Genomic DNA, 24,529 nt, shown 5'->3' with positions numbered 1-24,529 from the left:
AAATATTTCATGTGGCTTTTTGTGAGCCATATAAACACGCTGGCGATCACGCCTAAATAGATTATTGTAAAAATTCTTTACTGTTGGTCCGCCTACATTGCAGCGCAATATGTATACCATTGTGGCGGCGTGCCTCAAGGGGTGCCGCTCCGGCAAGGTGATCACAACCCCTTTACTGTGGCCGTAAAAGCCCGAATACACGTGCAAAACGAAAACGCGGCAGCTTGGAAAGCTACCGCATTTCATCAGATTATCCGTTTCAGGCCAGCTTCGATAGGTCGGCCACGCTGTCCATCAGGCGGCGTAGCGCGTTCAGCAAGGCCAGACGGTTTTCGCGTTCGGCGGGCACCTCCGAATTGACCAGCACGCCGTCAAGGAAAGCATCGATATCCGGACGCAGCGCCGAAAGCGCCGTCAGAGCCTCGGCAAAGCGTTCATCATCGACCTGCTTGTCGAGGGTTGGGGCCAGCGACAGGGCCTTGTGGACCAGGGTCACCTCGACCTCAGGCGCGCCCGGCAGAACCTTCGGCGCATGATCGGGCAACGCGCCCTTCTTGGTTTCGGCGTTGAGGATATTGGCGATGCGCTTGAACCCGGCCTCCAGCGCCTCACCTTCGGCACCGGCCAGCACCTCTTCCAGCGCACGGATGCGGGCGATGGTGCGGACCAGATCGTCGTCTTTGGCCGCAAAGGCGGCTTCGATGACGTCGAAGCGCACGCCTTCATCCTTCAGCATGACCTTGAGACGGTCGGCGAAGAAGTCGGCGAATTCGGCGCTGACCGTGCGGTAGTCGCGGAAGCTCAGGCGGGCGTTGTCCACCTTCGGCGCGTTGGTGACGTGCTCGAACTTGATATCGAGATCGTAGTCGCGGTCGGTCGGGATGACCCAGACCGGGCTTTCCTGCAGACCGGCGCGGAAGTCGCGCAGATAGTTCTCATAGACCTCCGTCTCGCCTTCGGCCCAGCGCGGACCGGCCGACCCGCGCCAGTTTTCGGTGTCGACATAGACCGCCTGATCCGGACCCGCATAGATCAGCAGGGTCTGATACCAAAGCGCCACCATGTCCGACAACGAGGCACGGACATTGTGCTGACGCAGGATACGCAGCACGCCCAGCGCCGCCCGACGCAGCGCGAACGGGTCTTTCGAGCCCGTCGGCTTTTCGTCGATGGCGAAGAACCCGACCAGCGTATCGATCTTGTCGGCCAAGGCCACAGCCGCCGACACCGCGCCTTCGGGTACCGAGTCGGAGGGCCCTTGCGGCTTATAGTGTTCGCGGATGGCGTCGCGCACATCGCCGGGCAGCTTGGCGGCTTCGGCGTAGTAGCCGCCCATGATCCCTTGCAGTTCAGGGAACTCCCCGACCATGTAGGAGGCCAGATCGGCCTTGGCCAGACGCGCGGCCTCCTTCGCCATGCCCGCATCGGCGCGCAGCAGCGGCGCGAGATTCCCGGCCAGCGCTTCGATGCGCGCCACGCGTTGCGCCATGGTGCCCAGCTTGGCGTGGAAGGTGACGCCTTTCAGCTTCTCAAGCCACTGATCGAAATTGCCCTTGCGGTTGTCTTCGGACCAGAAGAACACCCCGTCCGACAGACGCGCCGACAACACCTTGGCGTTGCCGCGCTTGATTTCCGCGCCCTTGTCGGCAGCCTTCATGTTCGAGACGATGAGGAACTTGGCGGCCATTTTTTGCGTCGAGAGATCGCGGACGGCGAAATATTTCTGGTGCGTGCGCATCGAGGTCTTGATGACCTCCGGCGGCAGGGTCAGGAACTTCGGGTCCATATCGCCGAGCAGCGGCGTCGGCCATTCGTTGAGACCGGCAACCTCTTCGAGCAGACCATGGTCTTCCATCAGGGCGCACCCGGCCTCAGACGTGACCTTGTGCGCCTTTTCGATGATGATCGACTGACGTTCGGCGTGGTCGAGGATGACGAAATTGTCTTTCAGACCCTGCTTGTACGACTTGAAATCGCTGACGGCGAAGGGCTCGCCCGACGACAGGAAACGATGGCCCTGAGTCAGGTTACCCGACGTGACGCCACCGATTTCGAACGGAATCACCGCGCCGTCGAACAGGAAGATGATGCGTTTCAGCGGACGCACCCAGCGGAAGCTCGACATACCCGAGCGCATCGACTTCGGCCACGGGAAGGCGAGGATGACCTCTTCAAGGATGCCCGGCAGGACTTCGGCGGTTTGTTTGGCAGGCTTTTCGATCCGCGCCAGCCACACGCCGTTTTCCAGCACCAGCTGGTCCTGAGTCAGGCCGACCTTGCGCAGGAACCCGGCCATGGCCTGTTCCGGTGCGCCCTCTTTCGGCCCCTTGACCTCTTCGGATACGGCAGCCTGCTCCAGTGGCAGGCCTTCGACGTGCAGGGCCAGACGGCGCGGCCCGACATAGGCCTTCAACGTTTCCCACGTCAGGCCCTGCGCCTTGAGTTTGTCGCCGAACAGACGTTCGAAATCGCGCGCGGCCTGAAGCTGCATGCGCGCGGGGATTTCTTCGGAGAAAATTTCGATAAGTAATTGTGCCATCAGAATTAACGCGCCTCTTCCTGAGCCGCCCATTCGAGCGCGCAGGCCTTACACAGATCACGGATGCGGCCGATATAGGATTGCCGTTCGGCCACCGCGATGGCGCCGCGGGCGTCCATCAGATTGAACAGGTGCGACGCCTTGAGCACGTGGTCGTAAGCCGGCAGAACAAGCTTGTAACCGAGCGAATTTTCCGTGTTCAGTATCTTGGTGACCTGACGTTCCATGTCTTCGAACTGACGCTTGAGGGTCGCCACGTCGGAGGCCTCGAAATTGAAGGCCGAAAACTGACGCTCCTGCTCCTTGAACACGTCGCCGTATTTGACACCGTCATTGTTGAATTTGAGGTCGTAAACATTGTCCACGTTTTGCAGATACATGGCCAGACGCTCAAGCCCGTAGGTCAGCTCGCCCGACACCACATCGACCTCGATGCCGCCAACGCCCTGGAAATAGGTGTACTGCGTGACTTCCATGCCGTCGCACCACACTTCCCAGCCGAGGCCCCACGCGCCCACGGTCGGGTTTTCCCAGTCGTCCTCGACGAAGCGGATATCGTGCACGTCGGTATCAAGCCCTATAGCCTTCAGCGAGCCCAGATAGAGGTCCTGAAGATTATCCGGGTTCGGTTTCAGGATGACCTGATACTGATAATAGTGCTGGAGGCGGTTGGGGTTTTCGCCATAACGCCCGTCGACCGGGCGGCGCGACGGCTGCACATAGGCGGCCTTCCACGGCTTCTTGCCCAGCGCCCGCAAAACGGTGGCCGGGTGCAGGGTGCCCGCGCCCACCTCGACATCATAGGGTTGCAGCACGACGCAGCCCTGCTGGCTCCAGTAGTGGTGCAGGGTCAGGATCAGGTCCTGAAACGAAAGGGGCGCTTTGGTGTCTCTAGCCATAGATTTTAAGCCGTAATTTGGTTTGGCGGCGACCATAGAGAGGTGCGCCGCACCGGGCAAGCTTCGGGTGCAAAGAAAACCTGTTCAGATCGCGGAGAATCGCGCTTTGCTTCTACCACCCTTAGCCCAGTGGGGAGAAGGTGGCACGAAGGGCCGGTCAGGAGGGGGGGCAAAATGCCCGGCTCCGGTGTTGCCCCCTCACCCCGACCCTCTCCCCCATGGGGAGAGGGGGAGACGCACCGATGGCTTCAACCAAACCCACCGCCCGCGACATCTTCGCCGCCCTGAAAACCCCAAACGCCTGGCTGCTTCTGGTGCTGGGGTTTTCCGCGGGCCTGCCGTTCCTGATGACCGGGGCGACGCTCGGCTTCTGGATGCGTGAGGAAGGCATCAGCCTGACAATCATCGGCTATATGGGCTGGATCAGCCTGTTCTACGGCTTCAAGGTCGTGTGGGCGCCGTGGATGGACAAGGTACGCCTGCCGATCCTGCACGCCTGGCTGGGGCAGCGGCGATCCTTCATGTTGCTGGCGCAGGCGGGCGTGATCCTCAGCCTGATCGGCATGGCCGCCATCGGCCCTGGCGGCAACATCTGGGCCTTTGTGGCGGTGACTCTGGTGCTGGCCCTGAGCGCCGCGTCTCAGGAAATCGCTATCCATGCCTGGCGCATCGAACAGACCGAAGGTCAGGCCGCCGAAGCGCTCAACCCCACCCTTTATTCGCTGGGCTTCAAGGTCGCGGCCATCGTGTCGGGCTCTCTGATCCTGCTGCCGGCGGAAACCTATGGCTGGCCTGCAACGGTCACCGGTCTGGCGGTGCTCATGCTGATCGGGGTCGGCGCGACCCTGATCGCCCGCCCGTCAACCGCTGAGGCCCTGACGCCGCAAGTGCCCTACAGCTTCGACACCTATGTCACTGAACCGCTGAAAAGCTTCTTCCGCGAACACACCCAAAAAGGTTCTTCTCTGGCGTGGTGGATACTGGCGACCGTGGCGCTTTATCGCCTGCCCGACTATCTGATCGGCCCGGTCGCCGGACCGCTTTATAGCGATACCGGCCTGAGCAATGCCGACATCGCCTATGTGCGCTCGACCATCGGGCTGGCAGCCTCGTTTGCCGGTGTGGCTCTGGGCGGTGCGTGCCTGTTGTGGCTCGGCATCGAGCGCGCCTTCTGGCTGGGGGCGGTAACCGGCCCCCTGTCGAATATATGCTTTGCGCTGATGGCCAGCTATCCGGGCGAGGTGTCGGTGTTCGGCGGTACACTGATCGTCGACAATATCGCCAATGGCATCGCTGAAACGGCCTTCATCGCCTTCCTGACCCGCCTGACGGTCAAGGAACACACTCTCACCCATTTCGCCCTGATGTATTCAGCCGCCGACCTTGCCGGCAAGCTGCTGAAAGGGTTTTCGGGGCAGATCGTCGATTCGATGACACCCGATCTGGGGCTGTTCGGGGCCTATCAGGCCTTCTTTGTCGGCACGGCCCTTGCCGGGATTCCCGCATTGATTCTTTGTCTGATGCTGCGGCATCGTGGGCTATTTAAAAGCGCCTGAAACGGGTGTATCTTCGTTCGGCGCTATAATAAAAAGTAGCAGGGCCGAAATGAAAATCACCAATACCTTCATTACGATAGCCGAAGATTCGAAAACCCGTCAGGGCACCGTACCGCCGCACAAGGACGGCCCAAGGACGCTGGCGCGACTACACTTCGATCTGCTGGAAGCGCATCCTTACGAATACACGATCGACGATCTGAACTTCACCGTTCACGCGCTGAAAAACGGCATCGACCGCGAGGATGTTGCGGCCCGCGCAGCGTTTTTATCGAAGGGCCATCCGTGCATGCGCGCCTCGCCCCTGACCAAGACCTACGGTTTCGGCGCCCACTATAATCACGCGGGTAAGATCGCCATTTACCCCGCCGATTCCGTCGCCTATCACAAGTTCCTGAAAGACCCGGAGGTCAGGGTCGAAAAGGCCATGCGCAACCGGCGCGCGGTTGAGACGGCCTAAGGCTCACTTCAACATACAGGCCTGCACCCACGCATTGGGCCAGTCCTGACGCAGTCTGGCAGCCAATCTGTCCGCATCGGCCTCTGTATCGCACAGGGCAAAACACGTCGCGCCCGAGCCCGACATGCGGGCAAATCGTGCGTCTTCGTAGGTCTCCAGCGCGCGTAAAATCTGCCCGATCAGGGGATGCAGCGCCATCGCCGGGGCCTCAAGGTCGTTGCGCGTGGTGCGCAGAAACGCGATGAAATCCCCCGATATATCCGCGTCTATGGGTTCGAACGACCCTTGCGCATCGTAGGCCCTGAACACGGCGGGCGTCGAACATGCGATGCCCGGATTGATCAGCACCGCCGCCAGCGACGGCACTTCGACCGGTGTCAGCACCTCACCGTAACCTTCGGCAATCGCGGCTTTCGACCACAGGCACATCACACCATCGGCTCCCGTCTGCGCCGCGACGGCTTCCAACGCCGCGTCAGACATGTCCGGCGCATAGGCTTCGCGCAGCAGGTGCAGGACCGCGCCCGCGTCGGCGCTACCGCCCCCGATACCGGACGCCACTGGCAGGTTCTTGGTCAGGTGGATATCGTGCCGATCCACGCTCACGCCCGTGGCCGCCTCGAACCGCCGCACGGCGTTCAGGATCAGATTGTCTTCGCCTGTACTTAGGCCCTCAGCGAACGGCCCGTCGATAGTCAGCCGACCCTGCCCCGGCGACAAACTCACCTCGTCGCCATAGTCGGCGAAGACCACCAGACTACGCAGAGGATGATAGCCCCGCGCATCGGGCGCGGCGACGTGCAGGTACAGATTGACCTTGGCCGGGGCCAATCGGGATATTTTGGGCATCAGCTTATTTGGTTTTGATAACCGGTTTGGTCACGGGCTTCGGCGCCGGTTTCACCGCATCGGCCTCGGCCAGCTTCTGCGCCGCAAGCTTATCCGCCGCCTCGATCTTTGCGGTCACGCTGGCTTTCTGCGCGTCGTCGGCCTCAAGCGTCAGGACGCGCGACCACTGGAACTTCGCTTCGATATCGCGGCCCATGGCGTTATAGACGTCGCCCAGATGTTCGTTGATTTCCGGATCGGCCGGTTGCAGCGCGATGGCGCGCTCGATCCACAGCAGGGCCTGATCGTTATCCCCCTGCTTGAAATAGCCCCAGCCGAGCGAGTCCATGATCGCACCCGACCGCGGGCTCTTGTCCAGCGCCTTGCGCACCATCGCCACGCCTTCGGGCAGGTTCTCGTTGCGGTCGATCATGCCATAACCGAGCAGATTCAGCAGTTCCGGGCTATCCGGTTGGAACGCCAGACCCTTTCTGGCGGCGACCTTGGTCTTTTCCCAGTCGCCCGACGCCTGATGCAACACAGCCAGCGTGAACCACGACTGCCACGTAAAGGCCCCGTCGCCGTATTGCGCAACGTAGTCGTCCATCAGTTTGATCGCGCCCGCCGTGTCGTCCTTTTCCCACAGGATGCGGGCGCGCTCGACCGCGATGTCGGCGTCCTTCGGATTGGCGGCGTTCAGGCGGGTGAAAATCTCGAACGCCCCGTCGAGGTCGTCGGCTTCCTTCAGGCCCCAGGCGGCGCGCAACTGCGCTTCCTGATAAAACGGCGAGTCCGGCTCAATCGACGCCCACTCCTCCTGCGCCGCCTGTGTGTCGCGCATGCGGACCAGCACCTGCCCGGCCAGAAGCCGCGACCGGTCCTGAGTGCGGGCCGCGTCGGGTGTATCCGGCGACGAAAACTGCGACAGGCGTACCGTCGCCAGCGCCATTTCAGGCTGCTGCTCCGACGCGTAGAGCGTCGCCGACAGGAACAGGCTGTCGGCCATGATCAGTCGCACCGTCGGCTTTTTCGGTTTGCGATAGCCCTTGGCATCGAGCGTCTCCAACTGATGACGGACCAGCCGGTCTTCGGAGACGCTGAGGATATCGGTATAGATCTTGCGCGCCTCGTCCTTGCGACCGCGACGCTCCAGAAACGACGCATAATAGGGCCCGAACAGGACATTGGCCGGACCGGGCTGACAGATCAGCTTATAGACCGACTCGGCGTCGGCATTGCGGCCTTTCAGTTCGAGCAGACGCGCCTGATTGGCGGCTTGCAGGAAGACGACCAGCCGGTCGCGCTTGCTGGCCGATTCGGGGCTGAGTTCGGCGATCAGGCCGTTGTCGATGGCCTTGTCCCACTGCTTCGCCTCGGCATAGATCAGCGGCTTGAGCAGCAAGGTCGTGCGGTCGTTGGCGTCGAGCGCGACGGAGGCCTCGATGGCGGTCACCGCCGCCTTGCCGTTGCCCGAGCGCACGGCATCGAGTGCCCTGACCTGCGTGCCGAGATTGCGGGAAAAGCGGCTGCCGGATTCCGGCAGGTGCTTCGCGGCAAAGTCCATATCGCCGCCCAGTACCGCCGCCAGAAAGGCGCGTTCACGCAAGGCGTTGTTGGCCGGATCGGCGTCCGCCGCCGCCATCAGCGCCCGCGCCGCGGTTTCCGTGTCGCCCTGAGACGCCGCCAGCTTACCGACCAGATAATCACCATAGGGATTGTCGGTAAAGCGCGCATCACGCGCCATGGCGGGCGCCGCCAGACACAGGAGCGCCGCAACGGCAACGGCGGATTTCAGGATAGACTTCATAATTGACGCTTTCGGACTAGGCTTGTCATGCAGTGAACCCGCGAAACAAGGCTGGATCAAGTCCTTAAACAACTTAAAATAATGCCAAATTCAGGCGAAGGGCCGCCCCGAGCCTGAATTTGTCGATATCCACCACCACTTTTGTCCCTCGTCAGAGGGGCAAAAGTGAGAGGATTACATATTGGGATAGTTCGGCCCGCCGCCGCCTTCGGGCGTCGTCCAGACGATGTTCTGGGTCGGGTCCTTGATGTCGCAGGTCTTGCAGTGGACGCAGTTCTGGGCGTTGATCTGGAAACGCGGCTTGCCCGCGTCCTCGACGATCTCATAGACCCCCGCCGGGCAGTAGCGTTGCGCCGGTTCGGCATATTTGGGCAGGTTGATGGCGATCGGCACCTCCGGGTCTTTGAGACGCAGATGGACCGGCTGGTCTTCCTCGTGGTTGGTGTTCGAAATGAACACCGAGGACAGCTTGTCGAAGCTCAGCTTGCCGTCGGGCTTGGGATAGGCGATCGGCTTGAAGTCCGCCGCCGGTTTGATCGACTGGGCGTCGGACTTGCCGTGTTTCAGCGTACCCCACGGCGACCAGCCGCCGAAGAGGCCCGTCGTCATCATTTCAACCCCACCCAGCAGCGTGCCGAGCGTCGTGCCGAATTTGGTCAGCAGCGGCTTGACGTTACGCACGGCGTACAGTTCGCGCGCGATGTCCGACGCCTTATAGGCCGCATCATAGGCTTCCAGAGTCGACGGTGCGTCGCCGGACGCAATGGCCTTATAGGCGGCATCGGCAGCCAGAATGGCCGACTTGACGGCGTTGTGACTGCCCTTGATGCGCGGCACATTGACGAAACCCGCCGAGCAACCGATCAGCACCCCGCCGGGGAAGCTGAGCTTCGGCACCGACTGATAGCCGCCTTCGGTGATCGCCCGCGCGCCGTACGACACGCGCGACCCGCCTTCCAGATGCTCGCGCACCACCGGGTGCTGCTTGAAGCGCTGGAATTCGTCGAAGGGCGACAGATACGGGTTCTGATAGTTCAGGTGAACGACGAAGCCGATAGCCACGAACTCATCGCCGAAGTGATAGAGGAACGACCCGCCGCCGGTTTTGTCATCCAGCGGCCAGCCAAGCGTGTGCTGGACATAACCCGGCTTGTGCTTCGCCTTAGGTATTTTCCACAACTCCTTGATACCAAGGCCGTATTTCTGATAATCGCTGTCCTTGTCGAGCTCGTACTTACGGATGACTTGCTGCGACAGCGAGCCGCGCACGCCCTCGGCGAAGAAGGTGTATTTCGCCCGCAGTTCCAGACCCGGCTGATAATCGCCCTTGGGCTCGCCTTCGCGGTTGAGACCGAACACGCCCGCCACGACCCCGGCCACCGCGCCGCTATCGTCATAGAGCACTTCGGAGCAGGCCATGCCGGGATAGATTTCGACGCCCAGAGCCTCGGCCTGTTCGGCCAGCCAGCGCGCCAGATTGCCGAGCGAGCCGATATAGCAGCCGTGGTTCTTCATGTAGGACGGCATGGGCAGGGCCGAAATATCGAGCGCGCCCTGCGGCCCCAGATAGATAAAGCGGTCCTCAGTCACCGCGGTTTCCAGCGGTGCCCCCAGTTCCTTCCAGTTCGGGAACAGTTCCGACAGGCCCGACGGGTCGATCACCGCGCCTGACAGGATGTGCGCGCCGATTTCCGAGCCCTTTTCGAGCAGGGCCACGGAAATGTCGCCGCCGTCGGCCTGCACCTTCTGCTTCAGACGTATTGCCGCCGCCAGGCCCGCCGGACCGCCGCCGACGATGACGACGTCATATTCCATCGATTCGCGTTCAACTGCGGCGTCGGACATGTCTCTAAACCCTCGGTCGCGCCTTTCGCAGAGGCGCGTTTGATTATGATGTTTGATCTTTTGGCACAGTTTCCGTAAAGACTGTAAAGACCCTCATCGGTTCTTTTTTCGCAAAGTGTCCGCGCCGCCATGCCGCCAAGCCCCCAACAGATCCGGGAGTGGGAAAGCTATCTCAGCTTTCTGAGCGACCATGAGCTGGAAGACACCTTCGATCCCGAGCCTACTAACCGTCTTTTGGCGGAAAATAAATCGCGTTTTGCGGGCGGCCCGGCCAATTCCGCGCAAGCCAGCACCTTGGCCACGGTCACACCCCTGCCGATCGCGACGCGCGTCAATGCGTTGCGGCCGGAAAACCTGAAAAATTTCAATCTCGATCAGGCCGTCACCCTGGCAACCGCGCTGGCCTCTCAGGCGCCAACGATCGAGGCGCTTTATACGGCCATCGACGGTTTTGCCGACGCGCCGATGCGCTACGAAGGCGGCAAGGGCGTAATCAGGGGGCGCAGCGCGACTCAAGGCGAGGTCCTGATCATCGGTGAAGTGCCGGACGCGGACGAAGACGAAGCGCTGGAGGCGTTCACGGGCAAACCCGGTCGTCTGGTCGATGCGGCTTTGAAGGCGCTGGGCCTGACCGAGCGCGCCACCCTGCTGCCCGGCCTGTTCTGGCGTCCGGCAGGCAGCCGTCCGGCGACCGACGAGGACGTGGCCCTGACCGCGCCGTTCATGACGCGCCTGATCGAACTGAGCGCGCCGAAAACCGTGATTCTGCTTGGTGGGACGGCCATTCGCGTGACCTTGGGGACCAGCGACAGCGTCCAGAAACTGCGTGGCAAGCCGCAGGACATCGCCCTGCCCAACGGCACCAAGGTGCCCGCCTATGCCACCTTCCCAGCGGCGTTTTTGCTAACGCAACCCTTGGCCAAGAAGGCGTTCTGGGCCGATTTCCTCGCAGCGACGGCCTCTCTGTAATTGGCCCTCACATAAGCGTGCAAGCCGTCAGACTTGCTTTTGCATTAAGATTTGATTAGACTTTCAACTGCATCCTTGATGGGCATCATGACCAATAGGTCACTGGGGGATGCTGATTTAGTACATCGTGATTTCGCGCCGCGATTTTCCGGCCTGACGGTGGACACTCTACGACTCGGATCAACAACGACGGAGAGCCCCCTTGACCAGAGACGCGATGCGCGCCCGAAACCTCCGTGCCCTGATCACGACGGCCACCGCGCTGACCGGCCTTTGCGTGGGTTCCCCCCTCCTCGCCCAGACGGGCGACAAAACCGTCGATGCCATCCTCAATGCCCCGCAGAACGCCTACAAGGGCGTGGTGCAACTGGTCTCGGCGTCCGACACCCCGAAAAAACCCGTCGCCTATACCAGCCTCAAGAAAGTCGCCCCTGCCAATCCGGCGCTCGATAGCGGCCTGTCGCCGTGGGATGCGCAACTCTATCAGGCGGCGTTCGATGCCATCGAAAAAGGCGATTTCGCCGCCGCCGACGCCTCGATCGAAAAGATCACCGACAAGAGCCTGATGGGCTATGTCGAGTTCAACAAGCTCTTCCACGCCGGTTACACCGCCTCCTACGAAGAGCTTATGAGCTGGCTGGAGCGCTATCCCGATCATCCTCAGGCCATGCGGGCCTGGAACCTGGCCAAGCGCAAGAAACCCGACGGTGCCGAAGACCCACCGTTTCCGAAGCTTGAAGGCGCACAGAAACTCTCCGGCGTCAGCTTCAATCAGCCGCAAAAGTCCGAAGTCAAGGCCGCCACCGCCGGTCCCGACTCGGCCCTGACGCCCAAATCGGCGCGTTCGGCCTATAATGACGGCAAGCTGGATCAGGCGATCCGTCTGGGCGTTCAGATCGGCGACCGCTGGGTCGCGGGCCTCGCGGCGTTCCGGCTCAAGCGCTATGACGAGGCGCTGAAACACTTCGATTTCGTCGTCAACGACCCCAGCCAGAACGCGTGGAGCCAGTCGGGCGGCGCCTACTGGGCCGGACGCATCGCCACCAAGCTGGGCCGCAAGGACGAGGCCGACCTCTATTTCAAGTTCGCGGCCTCCTTCCCCTTCACCTTCTACGGTCTGCTGGCCGAGCAGCGTCTGGGCGTCGAGCCCGCCGTCATGCGCGCGCAAAAAGGCCTGCCGCCGGTATTTCAGGAAGGCACGCGCGGTGCCTATGCCGCGACGCTGAACGCCGATTTCGACTGGGCCAAGGGCAATCCGCAGGCAAAGCGCGTCTCGATGCTGGTGCAACTGAACCGTAAGGGCGAGGCGAAGACCGAACTGCAAACCGCCATTCAACGTTCGCCGGATCAGGATACGCGCAACAACTGGCTGGCGCTCGCGGCCGCGCACGACCTGTCGGTCAATCAGGTCAAGACCTCGGACCGCCTGTTCGACGCGTCTAACTACGCCATGCCGGACCTTGCGCCCACCGAAGGCTATAAGATCGACAAGGCCCTGCTCTATGCCTTTGCCAAAAAAGAGAGCAAGTTCAACGCCAAGGCCAAGAGCTATGCCGGGGCCTATGGCCTGCTGCAACTGATGCCCGCCACCGCCTATGTGGTCACGCGCGACTCCAGCCTGATGAGCAAGCCGGATCAGTTGCTCGACCCGGCGGTCAATCTTCAGGTCGGTCAGGATTACGTGCTGAAACTGTCCTCATCAGGGATTATCGACGGCGATCTGCTGCGCGTCGTGGCCGCCTATAATGCCGGCGAAAAGTGGGTGCAGGACGCGGTGCGCTCGGTCGGCGACGACGCCGACTCGCTGCTGGTCATGGAATCAATCCCCGTGGCCCAGACCCGCCAATATGTCGAAGAGGTCGTGGCGTCCTACTGGATCTATCGTCAGCTTATGGGCAAACAGAGCAAGTCGCTGGCTCAGGCCGCGTCGGATTCAAAGATCATCGACGTAATGGCGGATCACTGATTTTTTTCTAGCCGCGCATTTAATTCCGAAAACCGCTGCACACTTTTCGGAATGCGCTTTAACTCTTCTTTATCGGCGGCTTTGGCGGGAAACCGAGCAAATAGGCGATGAAGCCGAAGAACTTGCCGAACAGCGACAGATACCAACTCCCTTTGCGGAAGCGCTCGCCGTTGGTCGTCAGGCTAACCGGGATCGACCGCAACCGCGCCCGGCCAAGCGCCAGATCGATGCTCAGGTCCTCGAACGCCACCTGATCCTTATAGCCGCCGACCGCGTCGTACAGCGCCCGCGACAGGAACAGGCCGTGGTCGCCCGACGGAATGGCCATCCAGCGCGAATTGAAGGCTACCACCTCGGCCCATAGGCTGGCGAACCACGACGGATCGTCGAAGGCCAGCCGGAAATAACCGGCGCGCAGCGGATGATGCCGCATATGGGCGCGGACGTGCTCCATCCAGCCGTCGCCGAGCAGCGAATCCGGATGCAGGATCAGCAGCCAGTCGCCCTTGGCCTCTTTGCATCCCTGCCACAGTTGCAGGCCACGATTGGCGTCGGCGCGGATGATCGTACAGCCGGTCGAATCGGCGATTTCCAGCGTCGAATCCTCCGACCCCGCATCGACGATGATCACTTCCTTGATCAGACCTTCGACCACGGCAGGCACCAGCGCGCCCAGCGTGCGCACCAGCGACGCTTCGGCATTGAGGGTGGGAATGACGACGGAAATCAAGAACTGTACCTAACGCGAAAAAACCCCGACCAGCTCGACATGGCCGGACCACAGGAACTGATCTATAGGCGTGACGTGCTCCAGTTTAAAGCCCGCCGCCGTTAAAATCTTGGCATCGCGGGCAAAGGTTTGCGGGTTGCAGCTGATGCCGACCACGCGACCGGCTTTCGAGCGGGCGATCTGCCCGGCCTGAGCCTCGGCCCCGGCGCGCGGCGGGTCGAAGACGATGGCGTCGAAACCGGCCATTTCCTCGGCCACCACCGGCGCGCGGAACAGGTCGCGGACCTCTGCCGTGATGGGCTTGAGGCCCGGCGTGCGTCCGATCGCGGCCTTAAGCGATTTGAGCGCTCCGCCGGCCGTATCGGCGGCATAGACCGAGGCGGTCTCAGCCAGCGGAAAGGTAAAGGTCCCCGCGCCGCAGAACAGGTCGGCGACCGATTTCGCACCGCTCACCGCCGCCTTGACCAGCCCCACCATATCGGCTTCGGACTTCGGCGAGGCTTGCAGGAATGAGCCCGTCGGCAGTTCGACCATCGCGCGCCCGAAACGCACGGCAGGCAGGCGCACCTGATAGAGGATTTCGTCGGACAGCGAGATACGCGCCAGATCGGAGGTCTGCGCGATCATGGCGATTTCCATCCGCGCCTGGGCGCTCAGGCCACCGCTTTTGGTGCGTTCGACACCGCGGATATCGATGTCGAGCCCGGTCTGCGACACGGTGACCGACAGGATCGGCGCCGATTTCGGGTGCTCGAACAGATGAGACGCGATCTCGGTCAACACAGGAATAGCCGCCACGATGATCGGATCGGCGATCGGGCATTCCTCGATGCGCACCTGATCCCACGACCGGCGCAACTTGTACCCCAGTTCTGTGCGCACGATGCCTTTGGCACCCTTGAACTGCTTAGCGTGCAACCCGACGCGACGGCGCGTACCCGGCGGCGTGGTCAGGATCGGCCGCACCTCGGTCTCAAGCCCGGCGCGCGACAGCAAGACCTCAAGCGTCTCCTGCTTCCACTGGCTATAGGGCAGCAGGTCCCAGTGCTGGAGGCTGCATCCGCCGCAGACAGTGAAGTGCTTGCAGGCCGCCTCGACGCGCTCAGGCGACGGCGTCAGGACCTCCAGCAGCTTGGCGTGGTCCTTGTCGGCGCGCACCCGCACCTCTTCGCCGGGCAGGGTCAGGGGCACAAACAGGCCGTCGGCAGTGATACCGTCGCCCTGAAAGCCGACTTTTTCGATTTTACACGTCAGTTCGCTCATAGGGAGGCCTTAGACAGTCTGTGAGAAAACCTGAACAAAAATCTGAAAAAAAGTTTCGATGGTTTCGTGGGTCTGATCTGTCCCACATGCCCTCACCACCCCGTAAGCATTGTTTTCTTACGCTAATTTCCCGATTTTGCACCTCAATGCTGCCGCCTGAAAAAAGCGAACCTGAACGAAGATGAACGGGTTTCTCAAAAACCGTTCAGGTTCGGAGACTTATAAAGGGTGTCATCAACGGCCAAGGCGATCCCCGCCGACGCTCACGAAATTGAGGAATAACCACCATGACCAAGATCAACACCACTAAGAAGATCATTCTGTCGGCCGTGGCCTCGGGTATGCTCCTGAGCGCCGGTATGGTCGGCACGGCCTCCGCTCGCGATCGTTACGACGACCGCCGCTACACTGAAAACTGCGGCGATCAGAAGAGCAACAACAAGACCAATGGCGCCATTCTGGGTGCCGTCGCCGGTGCGGCGGTCGGCAACGGCGTCTCGGCCCGCAACGCCAAGACCGAAGGCACCATCCTGGGTGCGGTCCTCGGCGGCGTGATAGGTGCCAAGGTCGGCTCGGACAACACCAAGTGCCAGTACTACGGCAACAGCCGCGACCGCTATGACGACCGTTACGACCGTCGCGAGCGTTACGACGACCGCTATGACCGTCGCGATCGCTACGACCGTCGTTACTAAGTCCTTCTCCCCGAAGAGCGTCCCTTCCTGAGGGATTCCAGATCGACTTGCCCCGCCTCTCATCCCCCGGAGGCGGGGCTTTTTTTGAGTCTTTACAGACGCGCATCTGATTCCAAAAACCGCAAGGCACTTTTTGGGATGCGCTTTCACAGACGCGCATCTGATTCCAAAAACCGCAAGGCACTTTTTGGGATGCGCTTTCGAGGCCCTTAGATCCCCTTCTTCTGGTTCCAGGCCAGTGCCTTGGCGCCCCAGTAGTTCCACACGCCGCTCAACAGCGCCGCCGAAATACCCGCCGCGAACCAGTGGAAGCCGAAATAATCCTTCAGCAGGATCGCCACGCCAAGGCTGAGGATCGCGCCGATCGAGCAGGCGAAATAAAAGCCCAGAAGCCCGGTCAGCATCGGCCAGCCTTTGAGGCGCTTGTCGCGGAAGGTCAGGATATTGTTGAGCCAGAAGTTCCACGTCATCGACAGCCAGATGGCCAGACCGTAATTGATGATATCGTCCCAGCGCACCTGATAGCGATAGAGCGGCAGGGCCCCTTCGACGCGCAGCAGATAGTGGCTGACCGCCAGAACCAGCGCATAGACGAACGCGCCCGACACGCCCACCAGCCCGAACAGGACGAAGCGCGCCGTGATGATGCCATTGGTGGCTTTTTCGACCAGCAGCGCCGCCAGATCGAGCACCACGCGGATATCGAGTTTCGATTCGCCGCCCTGACGCTGACGCAGGGCCGCCTTGACCTCACCGAAGCGCGGCTTGACCCTGGTCGAGGCCACGACATCGACCAAAATCTTGAAACCCACACCGGTCAGGTTGGGGCGCGCCGTATCGTACCAGTCGCGCGTCATCATGAAGCAGCCGCTCATCGGGTCGGTCAGCGGCACCTTGAGCACCAGACCGGTCGCCAGAGTCGCGGCCTTGGACCCCAGATCCCGGATAAAGCTCAGGCCGGTATCGGTCTTGCCGATATAGCGCGAGGCGCAGACCAGATCCTTGTCGCCGGCCAGAATCATGTCGGCCAGGGCGCGGATCGCCACCGGGTCGTGCTGACCGTCGCCGTCCATGATGCCCAGCACCCGGCCCTTTGCGATATCCCAGCCCTTGATCGCCGCCGAGGACAGGCCACGCTCGCCCTTGCGCACGAACAGGCGCACGCGCGGATCGGTCTTGCCCAGATCGAGGACTTCGGCGGCGGTATTGTCCTTGGAATCGTCATCGACGACGACGATTTCATAGTCGATGCCGGTCAGGTGTTCGCCGATCTCGGTCACGACGCTGCGAATCGCCGCGCCTTCATTCAGGGTACAGATAATGAGGCTGAGAGCGGGGGCATTGTCAGCGGCAAATTTTGCGTCTGGCAAAAAGAACTCCTAAAACATAAGGTCGGCGTCATCGCCGTAGGCAACAGGCCTTTCGCTTGTTATAGCGGCGACAAGATGTCCGCCCGCTATATCGCGGTTTACAAACCAACACCAGAGGGTGCTGGCTTCGAGGGGTGAAGGCCTAAAGATGTCCCTGTTTTCAGCGCCGGTAAAGCGCGCCCTGCTCATTTTCCTGTTCGCCCTGCCGCTCCTCAGCGGTGTGGTGGGCAAGATCAGCAAGTCCAATGCCTGGTTCGGCGACTATCGCGCGGTGGCCTGCGGCGCGCAAAAGATCATCGACGGCGGCGCGCTCTACGACATGAACCTCAAGTGCGAGGACATGGACGGCACGACGGCGGTCTATGTCTATCTGCCCGTGGTGGCCGAGGCCTTTGCGGCGGTTGTGCGGGTCATCGGACAGGACGGGTTGTTCGTGCTCTATACCGGGCTTTACGTCCTCAGTCTGGCAGTACTGTTCTGGGGCACCTATTGCGTCCTACCCGGTACAAAGGAAGACAGTACAGAGACGGAAAGTGTTGCCCCCACCCTCATGCAGAAACTGCCCTTCGCCGCCTTCCTGACCGGCAGCGCCATCGTGTGGGGTAATATCGCCGTCCTCGGCCACGCCGCCGTGCTGGCGTCGGCCATGACGGCCCGACGCTTTCCGTGGCTGTTCGTCGCCGTCGTCGCCCTGTGCGGGGTCGTCAAACCGGTGTTCCTGACCTATCTGGCCGTCGTGCTGTTTCTCGATTTCAGCGTGTGGAAACGCCTGGGCCTGTTTATCGCCGGCGCCGTCGCCGGGGTGTTGCCGACCGTCCTGTTCGCCGCCGAACACAGCCCCCTGTCCGAACAGTGGCGGCAGACCCTGTCCTATTTCGTCTATAGCCTGACCCCCGGCGAAAGCTTCTACGGCTGGCTGTCGCTGGTCGGTATCCGCGCCGACAGCTCCATCGCCTCCATCGGCTGGCTGGTCTTCGCCGGGCTGATGACCCTCAGCGGCCTTGCCATAGCCGAAGGGCTCAGACTGAGTTCCCGCGCCCGCATCTGGCTGGGCCTCAGCCTCGGCGTGCTGATGATCCCGCGCCTGATGTCGCAGGACGTCTTCCTGATCGGCGTCGGTCTGGTCTATGCCGCCCTTCATGCGCGCGACCTCAGCGCCCCGTCAAAGCCCCTGATGGTGTTCAAGGACCGCGGCCTGACGATCCTGACCGTCCTTTGCCTGTTGTGCCTGATCGGCGGTGCGGCGGAACTAGGCGATTACACGACCCGACTGGCCACTCTGGGTCTTAGCCTCTATGTCCTGACGCTCGGCGTCCTGACCTTCGCGCAGCGCCGCGACATCGTTCTGAGCGCCCTCCTGCCCCGCCTGAAGACGTCCCCCCAATGACCGTATCCCCGCCTCCCGTCCGCAAACCCTGGGTCACCACCCTGTGGGTCGCCCTGTTCACCATGCCGGTCTGGTCGTCGCTTCTGGGGCGGATGCTCAAGGGCAAATGGTGGCTCAACGATTTCGATTCACTCATCTGCGGCGCCGATCACCTCCGGCGCGGCCTGTCGCCCTACGCCCTTATGCCCGTCTGCGCCGGCATCAACCCGGCACCCTTCGTCTATCCGCCGGCGATCGCCGCGTTTTTCGCTCCCCTGACGGCCCTGTTCAGCTTCGATCAGTTGCGGCTCATCTATGCCCTGATGCTGGTGCCCGTGGTGGCGCTCAGCGTCTGGTACGTCTTCATCAAGGCCTTCCCGGAGATGAGCCTGCGCTGGCGCGCGCTCGGCTGCGCCATCCTGACCGGCAGTTCGCTGGCCAGCGGCAATGTCAGCCTGATCCTGCACGGCGTGATTCTGGCGGCGGCCCTGTACCTCAACCGCAGCCGCTGGCCGTTCCTGATCGCGGTCGTGACCGCCGCCTTCATCAAGCCGGTCCTGCTCACCTATCTGGTCGTTCTGCTGTATCAGGACCGTAAGATCCTCAGCCGCATCGGCTTCACCCTGATGGGCGCGGTCGGCGGGATCGCCGCCTTTTATGGGGTGTCGCACGGTAGCGGCCCCCTGCATGCGGAATGGCTGGCGCGGATGGATCAGATCGTCCTGACCCAGCAGCCGGGCATTAGCTTCTTCGCCTGGGCCTCGGTCTTCGGCGGCAGCCCGGACAGCCCGCTGTGGCTGGGCCTGCTGCTCGTCTATCTGGGCGTCGTGACTCTGGGCGGCTTCGCTCTGGCCGAGATCACGCGCCTGAACGCCGATCAGCGGCTCCTGCTGGGGCTGGGGTTCGCGCATCTGCTCAATCCCCGCCTCATGGATTACGACATCCTGATCCTCGGCCCGTTTCTGGCGCTGATCGCCCTGACGGCCCGCCATGCCGGGGCGACCGCCGCCCGGTGGGCGCAACGCGGCCTGTGGACGGTGACGTCCATCACCCTGTTTTTCAGCATGGCCGATATCGACGCCGTCAAGGCCGCTCCGCTCGGCATATTGCTGAGTGCGCTTCTGTGCGGGTTCGTCACGAGCGCGGTGGTCGTCGCCCACTGGCCGCTCTTACGGGCCGAGGCCGCCACCTTGCCCCTCAGGCTTCGCCAAATACTGGCACGAAAAATCTGAACCAAATCATCCGTCTGGCGATTTTCGTGACTTTTCGGCGACGGGCGTCTGAAAATTCGTATGAAAATTGTCTTTATGCTTTTTTTATATCAAAAACCGGGTTAGCCAACACAACCCCTACAATCAAGGCATCAGGTTTCCCGCACCCGACATTGCCACAAAGTCACATTTCGAGCCTCAATTTCTCCCCAATAAAACGCTTTGGTCAGAGCCTCGAAATCGGAGTCCTGCATGTCGTTCCTTTCCGCCGCTCAGCGAGGCCTGAGCCTTGCCGGCAAACTGTCCCCCGCTGAGGATGCCATTAGCTGGCTGAAGCGCGTATGCGGCACGACGGCGGCGCGGAACGGGCTGATCCTTGCCTTTACCCTCCCCCTCACCGCCGGCGTCATCGGACGCATCGTCAAGGGTCGTCCGTGGCTGGTCGATTTCGATGCCTACGCCTGCGCCGCGGAAACGGTCGGGCGCGGACAATCGCCTTACAGCCTGACGCCGGTGTGCGAAGGACTCAGTCCCACGCCCTACGTCTATGCGCCGCAGATCGCCAGAGCGTTCGCGCCGCTGCTCGACCTGATCGGCCATGACGCCGCGCGCGGGCTCTACCTGCTCGGCCTGTGCCTGGCGCTCGCCTATATCGGCTGGGTCGGCATGATCAAGGCCTTCCCCAAGGCCTCGCCGCTGCTGCGTATCCCCGTCTATGGAGTCCTGACCGGCTCCAGCATCGCCTCGGGCAATATCGGTATCATCCTGCACGGCCTGATCCTGTGCGGCCTGTTTCAGCTCGACCGGCGGCGCTGGCCGTTCATTGCCGCCGTCATCTTCGGCGCCCTGTTCAAGCCGACGCTACTGACCTGCCTGCTGGTGCTGCTGTGTCAGGACCGGCCCTGGCGTTCGCGTCTGGGTGTCGGGCTTGCCGCCGGAGTTCTGGGCATAGCCGCCTATGCGACCCTTGTGCTCACCGCCGGGGCGTGGGGCGACGACTGGAAGGCCAGCCTCGCTCAGATCGTCATGACCGAGCAGCCCGGCATCGGCCTCCTCGCGTGGCTGAGCTGGACCGGCCTGACACCGGACGCGCCCCTGTCCATGGGGCTGGCCCTGATCTATATGGCGGGCGTCGCCCTGACCGGCCTGCTGATCGCCGAATTCGGCCGCCTGAACGGCGAAGAACGCCTTCTCTTCGGCCTCGGCATCGCGCAGCTCGTCAATCCGCGCCTGATGGACTACGACATCCTCTATGTCGCGCCCTGCCTCGTCATCCTGCTGAGGCTTACGCGGCAAACGGGACGCACCGGTTACCGCTGGCTGAGCTGGGCCTTTCTGGCGCTGTTTACCGGTATACTGCTCATCAACCTGCTGGACGGCGATGCGATACCGATCATTCCGCTGTCGGTACTGAGTTTCACTCTGCTGCTGACGACGACCGCCGGGCTCATGCTGTGGGCGCGGCGCGGCCGGATACGTACCGGTCTTTCGGGACAGGCGACATCGCTGCCGGTCGCGACCGCCGCCGAATAAAAAAGCCCTCCGGTACAAACCGGAGGGCTTTATCATTACAGCGCGGCTTTCAGCCGCTCAAGCGCCACCGAGAGGCGCGCCTTGCCGTCTTCGGCATCCTTGAGACGTTCCTGATTTTCGCTGATGACCTCTTCCGGGGCCTTCCGGACGAACTCCGGATTATCGAGCTTGCGCCTGGTGCCGTCGATCGTCTTGGTGAAGTCGGCAATCGCCTTTTCCAGACGCGCGGCCTCGGCCTTAAGGTCTATGAACTCGGCCACACTGAGATTACCCGTCGATTCGGCGATGACGAACGGCACCGAGCCGGTCGGCGCGGCCTCGGCGGTGGTGACCTCACCCAGACGGCCGAGGAACAGGATCAGATCGCGGTGGGTCTCAAGCCACGCCTTCGTCGTGTCGTTGGCCCCCGTGAGGGTCAGCGGCACCTTGGCCGAACCCGGCACGTTCATTTCCGAACGGACCGAACGGACTTCCGAGATCAAGTCGATCAGCCAGTTAATCTCCGTATCCGCTGCCGCGTCGATGGCCGCCGCGTCATAGGTCGGCCACGACTGGACGATCAGGGCATTGGCACGGCCTTCCGTCGCCTGCCACAGTTCCTCGGTCAGGAACGGCATGACCGGGTGCAGCAGGATCAGGCACTGATCGAGCACCCACGCCGTCGTGGCGCGAATTTCGGCCTTGGCGTCGGCATCGTCGCCATTGAGGATCGGCTTCGACAGTTCGACGTACCAGTCGCAGACGACGTTCCACACAAAGCGGTAAAGGGCATTGGCCGCGTCGTCGAAGGCGCAGGCCTCCAGCGCTTCGGTCACCGTCCTGACGGTCTTGTGCGTCTCGCCGCGTATCCAGCGCGACAGGGTCAGCTTGACGTTCGCCGGATCGAAACCGACGGGCGCGGCGCATTCGTTCATCTGGGCGAAGCGGTGCGCGTTCCACAGCTTGGTGCCGAAATTGCGATAACCTTCAATGCGTTGTTTGGCCAGCTTGATGTCCCGGCCCTGACCCGACATGGCCGTCAGGGTGAAGCGCAGGGCGTCGGCGCCGAACTCATCGATCAGGATAAGCGGATCCATGACATTGCCCTTAGACTTCGACATCTTCTGCCCCTTCTCGTCGCGAACGAGGGCATTGATGACGACGCGCTGGAACGGCGCCTTGCCGGTGAAATGCAGACCCATCATCATCATCCGGGCGACCCAGAAGAAGATGATATCGAACCCAGTGACCAGCGTATGGGTCGGGTAAAAGCGTTCCAGATCACGCGTATTCTCCGGCCAGCCCATGGTCGAGAACGGCCACAGCGCCGACGAGAACCAGGTGTCGAGAACGTCTTCGTCCTGAGTCAGTTCGACGGCCTTACCGTAATGTGTCGCGGCGGCAGCGCTGGCCTCTTCGGCGGACATTTCGACGAAGATCTGACCGTCCGGCCCGAACCACGCCGGGATACGGTGGCCCCACCAGAGCTGACGCGAGACGCACCACGGCTCGATATTGCGCAGCCATTCGAAATAGGTCTTTTCCCAGTTCTTCGGCTCGAAGACCGTGCGGCCATCCTCGACGGCGGCCAGCGCTTCCTTAGCCAGTTCACCGGCATTGACGTACCACTGATCGGTCAGGAACGGTTCGATGACCACGCCCGAACGGTCGCCGTGCGGGACGATATGTTTGGTCTTTTCGATCGCCTTCAGCCAGCCTTCGGCCTCGGCGCGGGCGACGATCTCCTTGCGCGCGACGAAACGGTCCTTGCCGCGATAATCCTCCGGCACGCTGTCATCCAGCGTCGCAAACGCCGTCAGGATATTGATGACCGGCAGGTTGTGGCGCTTGCCGACCTGAAAATCGTTGAAATCGTGTGCCGGGGTGATCTTGACCGCGCCGGAGCCCTTGGTGGGATCGGCGTAATCGTCGCCGACGATGGGGATGCGACGGCCCGTGATGGGCAGGATGACCTCCTTGCCGATCAGGTCCTTATAACGCTCGTCGTCGGGGTGAACCGCCACGGCGGTATCACCCAGCATGGTCTCAGGCCGCGTCGTGGCGACGACGATATAGTCGCGCGTCTCGAAGCCCTCAACGCCCTCTTCGTCCTTGACCGGATACTGGAACGTCACACCATCGGCCAGCGGATAGGCGAAGTGCCAGTAGTGGCCATCGACCTCCTTCTGTTCGACTTCGAGGTCCGAAATCGCGGTCTGGAAATGCGGGTCCCAGTTGACCAGACGCTTGTCGCGATAGATCAGGCCCTGCTTGTGCAGGGTAACGAAGACCTTGCGCACGGCATCCGACAGGCCGTCATCCAGCGTAAAGCGTTCACGCGACCAGTCGCACGACGCCCCCAGACGGCGCAGTTGCCCGACGATGGTGCCGCCCGATTCGGCCTTCCACTGCCACACCTTCTCGACGAAAGCCTCGCGGCCCATATCACGGCGGCTGATGTTCCCGGCGGCCAGTTGACGCTCGACGACCATTTGCGTGGCGATACCCGCGTGATCGGTGCCCGGCAGCCACAGAGCTGCCTTACCGCGCATCCTCTCGAAGCGCGTCAGCACGTCCTGAAGCGTGTTGTTCAGCGCATGACCGATGTGCAGCGACCCGGTTACATTGGGCGGCGGGATAACGATCGAAAACGGCTCAGCCCCCTCGTCTTCGCTCGGCTTGAACGCGCCGGCGCTTTCCCACATTTCGTACAGGCGGGGTTCGGCGGACTTGGGGTCGAAGGTCTTGTCTAACATGATCGCTTTTGGGCTGTGTGCAGATACGGAAAGAGCGGCGTCTTAGCACAAGACGCCGCTCCGGTAACAGGTAAAAAGGTAAGCTCTTGTCTTAGCGGCGGGCTTGGCGCGCCAGACGTTCCACTTCCTCACGCACCGCCGTTTCGACGATAGCCGGCAGGTTGTCGTCAAGCCAGTTTTGCAGCATCGGGCGCAGGATTTCCGACAGCAGATCCTCGATCGTGCGGCCTTCCTTCGGCAGCAGGCTGCCCGAGGTCAGTTGACCGAAGGCCGAAACGGCGCTGGCGACCGTGCGTTCGGACACCAGGTGCTCGGTCGGGGCATAGTCGATCTTCGGGGCGGGCTTGGGCGCGGCCTTGGCGACCGGGGCCGGATCGAACGCGTCGATATCGCCGATGGAGACGGCCGGGGTCGGCGCGACATAGGGCGTCGTCAGCTCAAGGACGTCGTCGTCCTCTTCCTCGATTTCGGGCTCAGGCTCGGGCTCCGGGGCCACCGCTTCCACTTCGGGTTCCGGCTCAGGCTCGGGCTGGGCCTTTTCCGGCGCATCGTCCTCGGAGATGATCCGGCGGATCGAGGCGAGGATCTCTTCCATAGTGGGTTCGTGTGCGGTCTCGGACATGTGTGAATCGCTCGAAAGGAAAAATAGTGTGCCATAAAGACACGGCTTAGGGGTTTTTGGCAACTGCTAAGCGATGTTTTCGCCGGGGAATTTCGCCTCACAGGCTATTTTCTAAAGCCCGCACTCTGTATTTGC

Annotated in this window: 18 protein-coding genes; 8 read left to right on the top strand and 10 right to left on the bottom strand. The window is 62.0% G+C overall.

The genetic code is table 11. From position 1 onward, the window contains the following. Nucleotides 1–259 precede the first annotated feature (259 nt). Both glyS and PQU92_RS13650 read right to left on the bottom strand, forming a co-directional pair. Complete coding sequence (gene glyS / locus PQU92_RS13655) at nucleotides 260–2,539, bottom strand: glycine--tRNA ligase subunit beta (protein ID WP_272748801.1); 2,280 nt, start codon at nucleotides 2,537–2,539, stop codon at nucleotides 260–262. 5 nt (nucleotides 2,540–2,544) lie between these two features. Beyond that, a complete protein-coding gene (locus PQU92_RS13650; RefSeq protein ID WP_272748800.1) occupies nucleotides 2,545–3,438 on the bottom strand; it encodes a glycine--tRNA ligase subunit alpha in 894 nt (297 codons plus the stop codon). Nucleotides 3,439–3,680: 242 nt separating this feature from the next. Between PQU92_RS13650 and PQU92_RS13645 the strand changes: the two genes are divergently transcribed. Together PQU92_RS13645 and PQU92_RS13640 are read left to right on the top strand one after the other, a co-directional pair. Beyond that, nucleotides 3,681–4,994, top strand: coding sequence for an AmpG family muropeptide MFS transporter (locus PQU92_RS13645; protein ID WP_272748799.1), 1,314 nt, complete (start codon nucleotides 3,681–3,683; stop codon nucleotides 4,992–4,994). Between the two features lie 49 nt (nucleotides 4,995–5,043). Continuing rightward, nucleotides 5,044–5,454: a DUF6157 family protein gene (locus PQU92_RS13640; protein ID WP_272748798.1), complete on the top strand. Its 411-nt coding sequence runs from the start codon at nucleotides 5,044–5,046 to the stop codon at nucleotides 5,452–5,454. Between the two features lie 3 nt (nucleotides 5,455–5,457). Here the strand turns inward: PQU92_RS13640 and PQU92_RS13635 are convergent, their stop codons facing one another. The 3 genes from PQU92_RS13635 to PQU92_RS13625 form a co-directional block, all read right to left on the bottom strand. Further along, nucleotides 5,458–6,303 (bottom strand): 4-(cytidine 5'-diphospho)-2-C-methyl-D-erythritol kinase, encoded by an 846-nt coding sequence (locus tag PQU92_RS13635; protein WP_272748796.1) that lies wholly within the window; start codon nucleotides 6,301–6,303, stop codon nucleotides 5,458–5,460. Nucleotides 6,304–6,307: 4 nt separating this feature from the next. Continuing rightward, nucleotides 6,308–8,089 (bottom strand): tetratricopeptide repeat protein, encoded by a 1,782-nt coding sequence (locus PQU92_RS13630; RefSeq protein WP_272748794.1) that lies wholly within the window; start codon nucleotides 8,087–8,089, stop codon nucleotides 6,308–6,310. 174 nt (nucleotides 8,090–8,263) lie between these two features. Further along, nucleotides 8,264–9,934 carry an electron transfer flavoprotein-ubiquinone oxidoreductase gene (locus tag PQU92_RS13625; protein WP_272748793.1) on the bottom strand — a complete coding sequence of 557 codons (1,671 nt, stop codon included), beginning with the start codon at nucleotides 9,932–9,934 and terminating at the stop codon, nucleotides 8,264–8,266. A 129-nt stretch (nucleotides 9,935–10,063) separates the two neighbouring features. Here PQU92_RS13625 and PQU92_RS13620 point away from each other — a divergent pair, with 129 nt between their 5' ends. Together PQU92_RS13620 and PQU92_RS13615 are read left to right on the top strand one after the other, a co-directional pair. Beyond that, entirely contained in the window at nucleotides 10,064–10,903 is an 840-nt protein-coding gene (locus PQU92_RS13620) for a uracil-DNA glycosylase (protein ID WP_272748790.1), read from the top strand. Nucleotides 10,904–11,105: 202 nt separating this feature from the next. After that, nucleotides 11,106–12,869, top strand: coding sequence for a lytic transglycosylase domain-containing protein (locus PQU92_RS13615; protein WP_272748789.1), 1,764 nt, complete (start codon nucleotides 11,106–11,108; stop codon nucleotides 12,867–12,869). Between the two features lie 58 nt (nucleotides 12,870–12,927). On the opposite strand, the gene PQU92_RS13610 is transcribed toward PQU92_RS13615, so the two are convergent. Both PQU92_RS13610 and PQU92_RS13605 read right to left on the bottom strand, forming a co-directional pair. Next, the gene (locus PQU92_RS13610; protein WP_272748787.1) at nucleotides 12,928–13,599 is read right to left on the bottom strand and encodes a glycosyltransferase; all 672 of its coding nucleotides are present in this window, start codon (nucleotides 13,597–13,599) and stop codon (nucleotides 12,928–12,930) included. 9 nt (nucleotides 13,600–13,608) lie between these two features. Beyond that, a complete protein-coding gene (locus PQU92_RS13605; protein WP_272748786.1) occupies nucleotides 13,609–14,862 on the bottom strand; it encodes a class I SAM-dependent RNA methyltransferase in 1,254 nt (417 codons plus the stop codon). 287 nt (nucleotides 14,863–15,149) lie between these two features. On the opposite strand from PQU92_RS13605, the gene PQU92_RS13600 reads away from it, so the two are divergent. After that, complete coding sequence (locus PQU92_RS13600) at nucleotides 15,150–15,557, top strand: YMGG-like glycine zipper-containing protein (protein WP_272748785.1); 408 nt, start codon at nucleotides 15,150–15,152, stop codon at nucleotides 15,555–15,557. A 209-nt stretch (nucleotides 15,558–15,766) separates the two neighbouring features. Here the strand turns inward: PQU92_RS13600 and PQU92_RS13595 are convergent, their stop codons facing one another. Then, on the bottom strand, nucleotides 15,767–16,927 hold the full coding sequence (locus PQU92_RS13595) for a glycosyltransferase (protein ID WP_272748783.1): 1,161 nt from the start codon (nucleotides 16,925–16,927) through the stop codon (nucleotides 15,767–15,769). Nucleotides 16,928–17,075: 148 nt separating this feature from the next. Here PQU92_RS13595 and PQU92_RS13590 point away from each other — a divergent pair, with 148 nt between their 5' ends. The 3 genes from PQU92_RS13590 (at nucleotide 17,076) to PQU92_RS13580 (ending at nucleotide 21,037) form a co-directional block, all read left to right on the top strand. Next, a complete protein-coding gene (locus PQU92_RS13590; protein ID WP_272748782.1) occupies nucleotides 17,076–18,314 on the top strand; it encodes a hypothetical protein in 1,239 nt (412 codons plus the stop codon). Next, the gene (locus PQU92_RS13585) at nucleotides 18,311–19,525 is read left to right on the top strand and encodes a glycosyltransferase 87 family protein (protein ID WP_272748781.1); all 1,215 of its coding nucleotides are present in this window, start codon (nucleotides 18,311–18,313) and stop codon (nucleotides 19,523–19,525) included. Before PQU92_RS13590 ends, PQU92_RS13585 begins: the two co-directional genes overlap by 4 nt. 231 nt (nucleotides 19,526–19,756) lie before the next feature. Further along, nucleotides 19,757–21,037: a hypothetical protein gene (locus PQU92_RS13580; RefSeq protein WP_272748780.1), complete on the top strand. Its 1,281-nt coding sequence runs from the start codon at nucleotides 19,757–19,759 to the stop codon at nucleotides 21,035–21,037. A gap of 35 nt (nucleotides 21,038–21,072) precedes the next feature. Here PQU92_RS13580 and PQU92_RS13575 read toward each other — a convergent pair whose 3' ends face one another. Both PQU92_RS13575 and PQU92_RS13570 read right to left on the bottom strand, forming a co-directional pair. Beyond that, complete coding sequence (locus tag PQU92_RS13575; protein ID WP_272748779.1) at nucleotides 21,073–23,772, bottom strand: valine--tRNA ligase; 2,700 nt, start codon at nucleotides 23,770–23,772, stop codon at nucleotides 21,073–21,075. A 91-nt stretch (nucleotides 23,773–23,863) separates the two neighbouring features. Beyond that, entirely contained in the window at nucleotides 23,864–24,394 is a 531-nt protein-coding gene (locus PQU92_RS13570; RefSeq protein WP_272748778.1) for a PopZ family protein, read from the bottom strand. Nucleotides 24,395–24,529 lie beyond the last annotated feature (135 nt).

It is taken from the genome of Asticcacaulis aquaticus, from assembly GCF_028550415.1.
Lineage (GTDB): Bacteria > Pseudomonadota > Alphaproteobacteria > Caulobacterales > Caulobacteraceae > Asticcacaulis > Asticcacaulis aquaticus.
This window is presented reverse-complemented; position numbering and strand designations above follow the sequence as displayed.

Bases quoted from the DNA above. Each gene is read 5' to 3' on its own strand.
- glyS (WP_272748801.1), bottom strand. From the start codon at position 2,539: ATGGCACAATTACTTATCGAAATTTTCTCCGAAGAAATCCCCGCGCGC.
- PQU92_RS13650 (WP_272748800.1), bottom strand. From the start codon at position 3,438: ATGGCTAGAGACACCAAAGCGCCCCTTTCGTTTCAGGACCTGATCCTG.
- PQU92_RS13645 (WP_272748799.1), top strand. From the start codon at position 3,681: ATGGCTTCAACCAAACCCACCGCCCGCGACATCTTCGCCGCCCTGAAA.
- PQU92_RS13640 (WP_272748798.1), top strand. From the start codon at position 5,044: ATGAAAATCACCAATACCTTCATTACGATAGCCGAAGATTCGAAAACC.
- PQU92_RS13635 (WP_272748796.1), bottom strand. From the start codon at position 6,303: ATGCCCAAAATATCCCGATTGGCCCCGGCCAAGGTCAATCTGTACCTG.
- PQU92_RS13630 (WP_272748794.1), bottom strand. From the start codon at position 8,089: ATGAAGTCTATCCTGAAATCCGCCGTTGCCGTTGCGGCGCTCCTGTGT.
- PQU92_RS13625 (WP_272748793.1), bottom strand. From the start codon at position 9,934: ATGTCCGACGCCGCAGTTGAACGCGAATCGATGGAATATGACGTCGTC.
- PQU92_RS13620 (WP_272748790.1), top strand. From the start codon at position 10,064: ATGCCGCCAAGCCCCCAACAGATCCGGGAGTGGGAAAGCTATCTCAGC.
- PQU92_RS13605 (WP_272748786.1), bottom strand. From the start codon at position 14,862: ATGAGCGAACTGACGTGTAAAATCGAAAAAGTCGGCTTTCAGGGCGAC.
- PQU92_RS13600 (WP_272748785.1), top strand. From the start codon at position 15,150: ATGACCAAGATCAACACCACTAAGAAGATCATTCTGTCGGCCGTGGCC.
- PQU92_RS13590 (WP_272748782.1), top strand. From the start codon at position 17,076: ATGTCCCTGTTTTCAGCGCCGGTAAAGCGCGCCCTGCTCATTTTCCTG.
- PQU92_RS13585 (WP_272748781.1), top strand. From the start codon at position 18,311: ATGACCGTATCCCCGCCTCCCGTCCGCAAACCCTGGGTCACCACCCTG.
- PQU92_RS13580 (WP_272748780.1), top strand. From the start codon at position 19,757: ATGTCGTTCCTTTCCGCCGCTCAGCGAGGCCTGAGCCTTGCCGGCAAA.
- PQU92_RS13575 (WP_272748779.1), bottom strand. From the start codon at position 23,772: ATGTTAGACAAGACCTTCGACCCCAAGTCCGCCGAACCCCGCCTGTAC.
- PQU92_RS13570 (WP_272748778.1), bottom strand. From the start codon at position 24,394: ATGTCCGAGACCGCACACGAACCCACTATGGAAGAGATCCTCGCCTCG.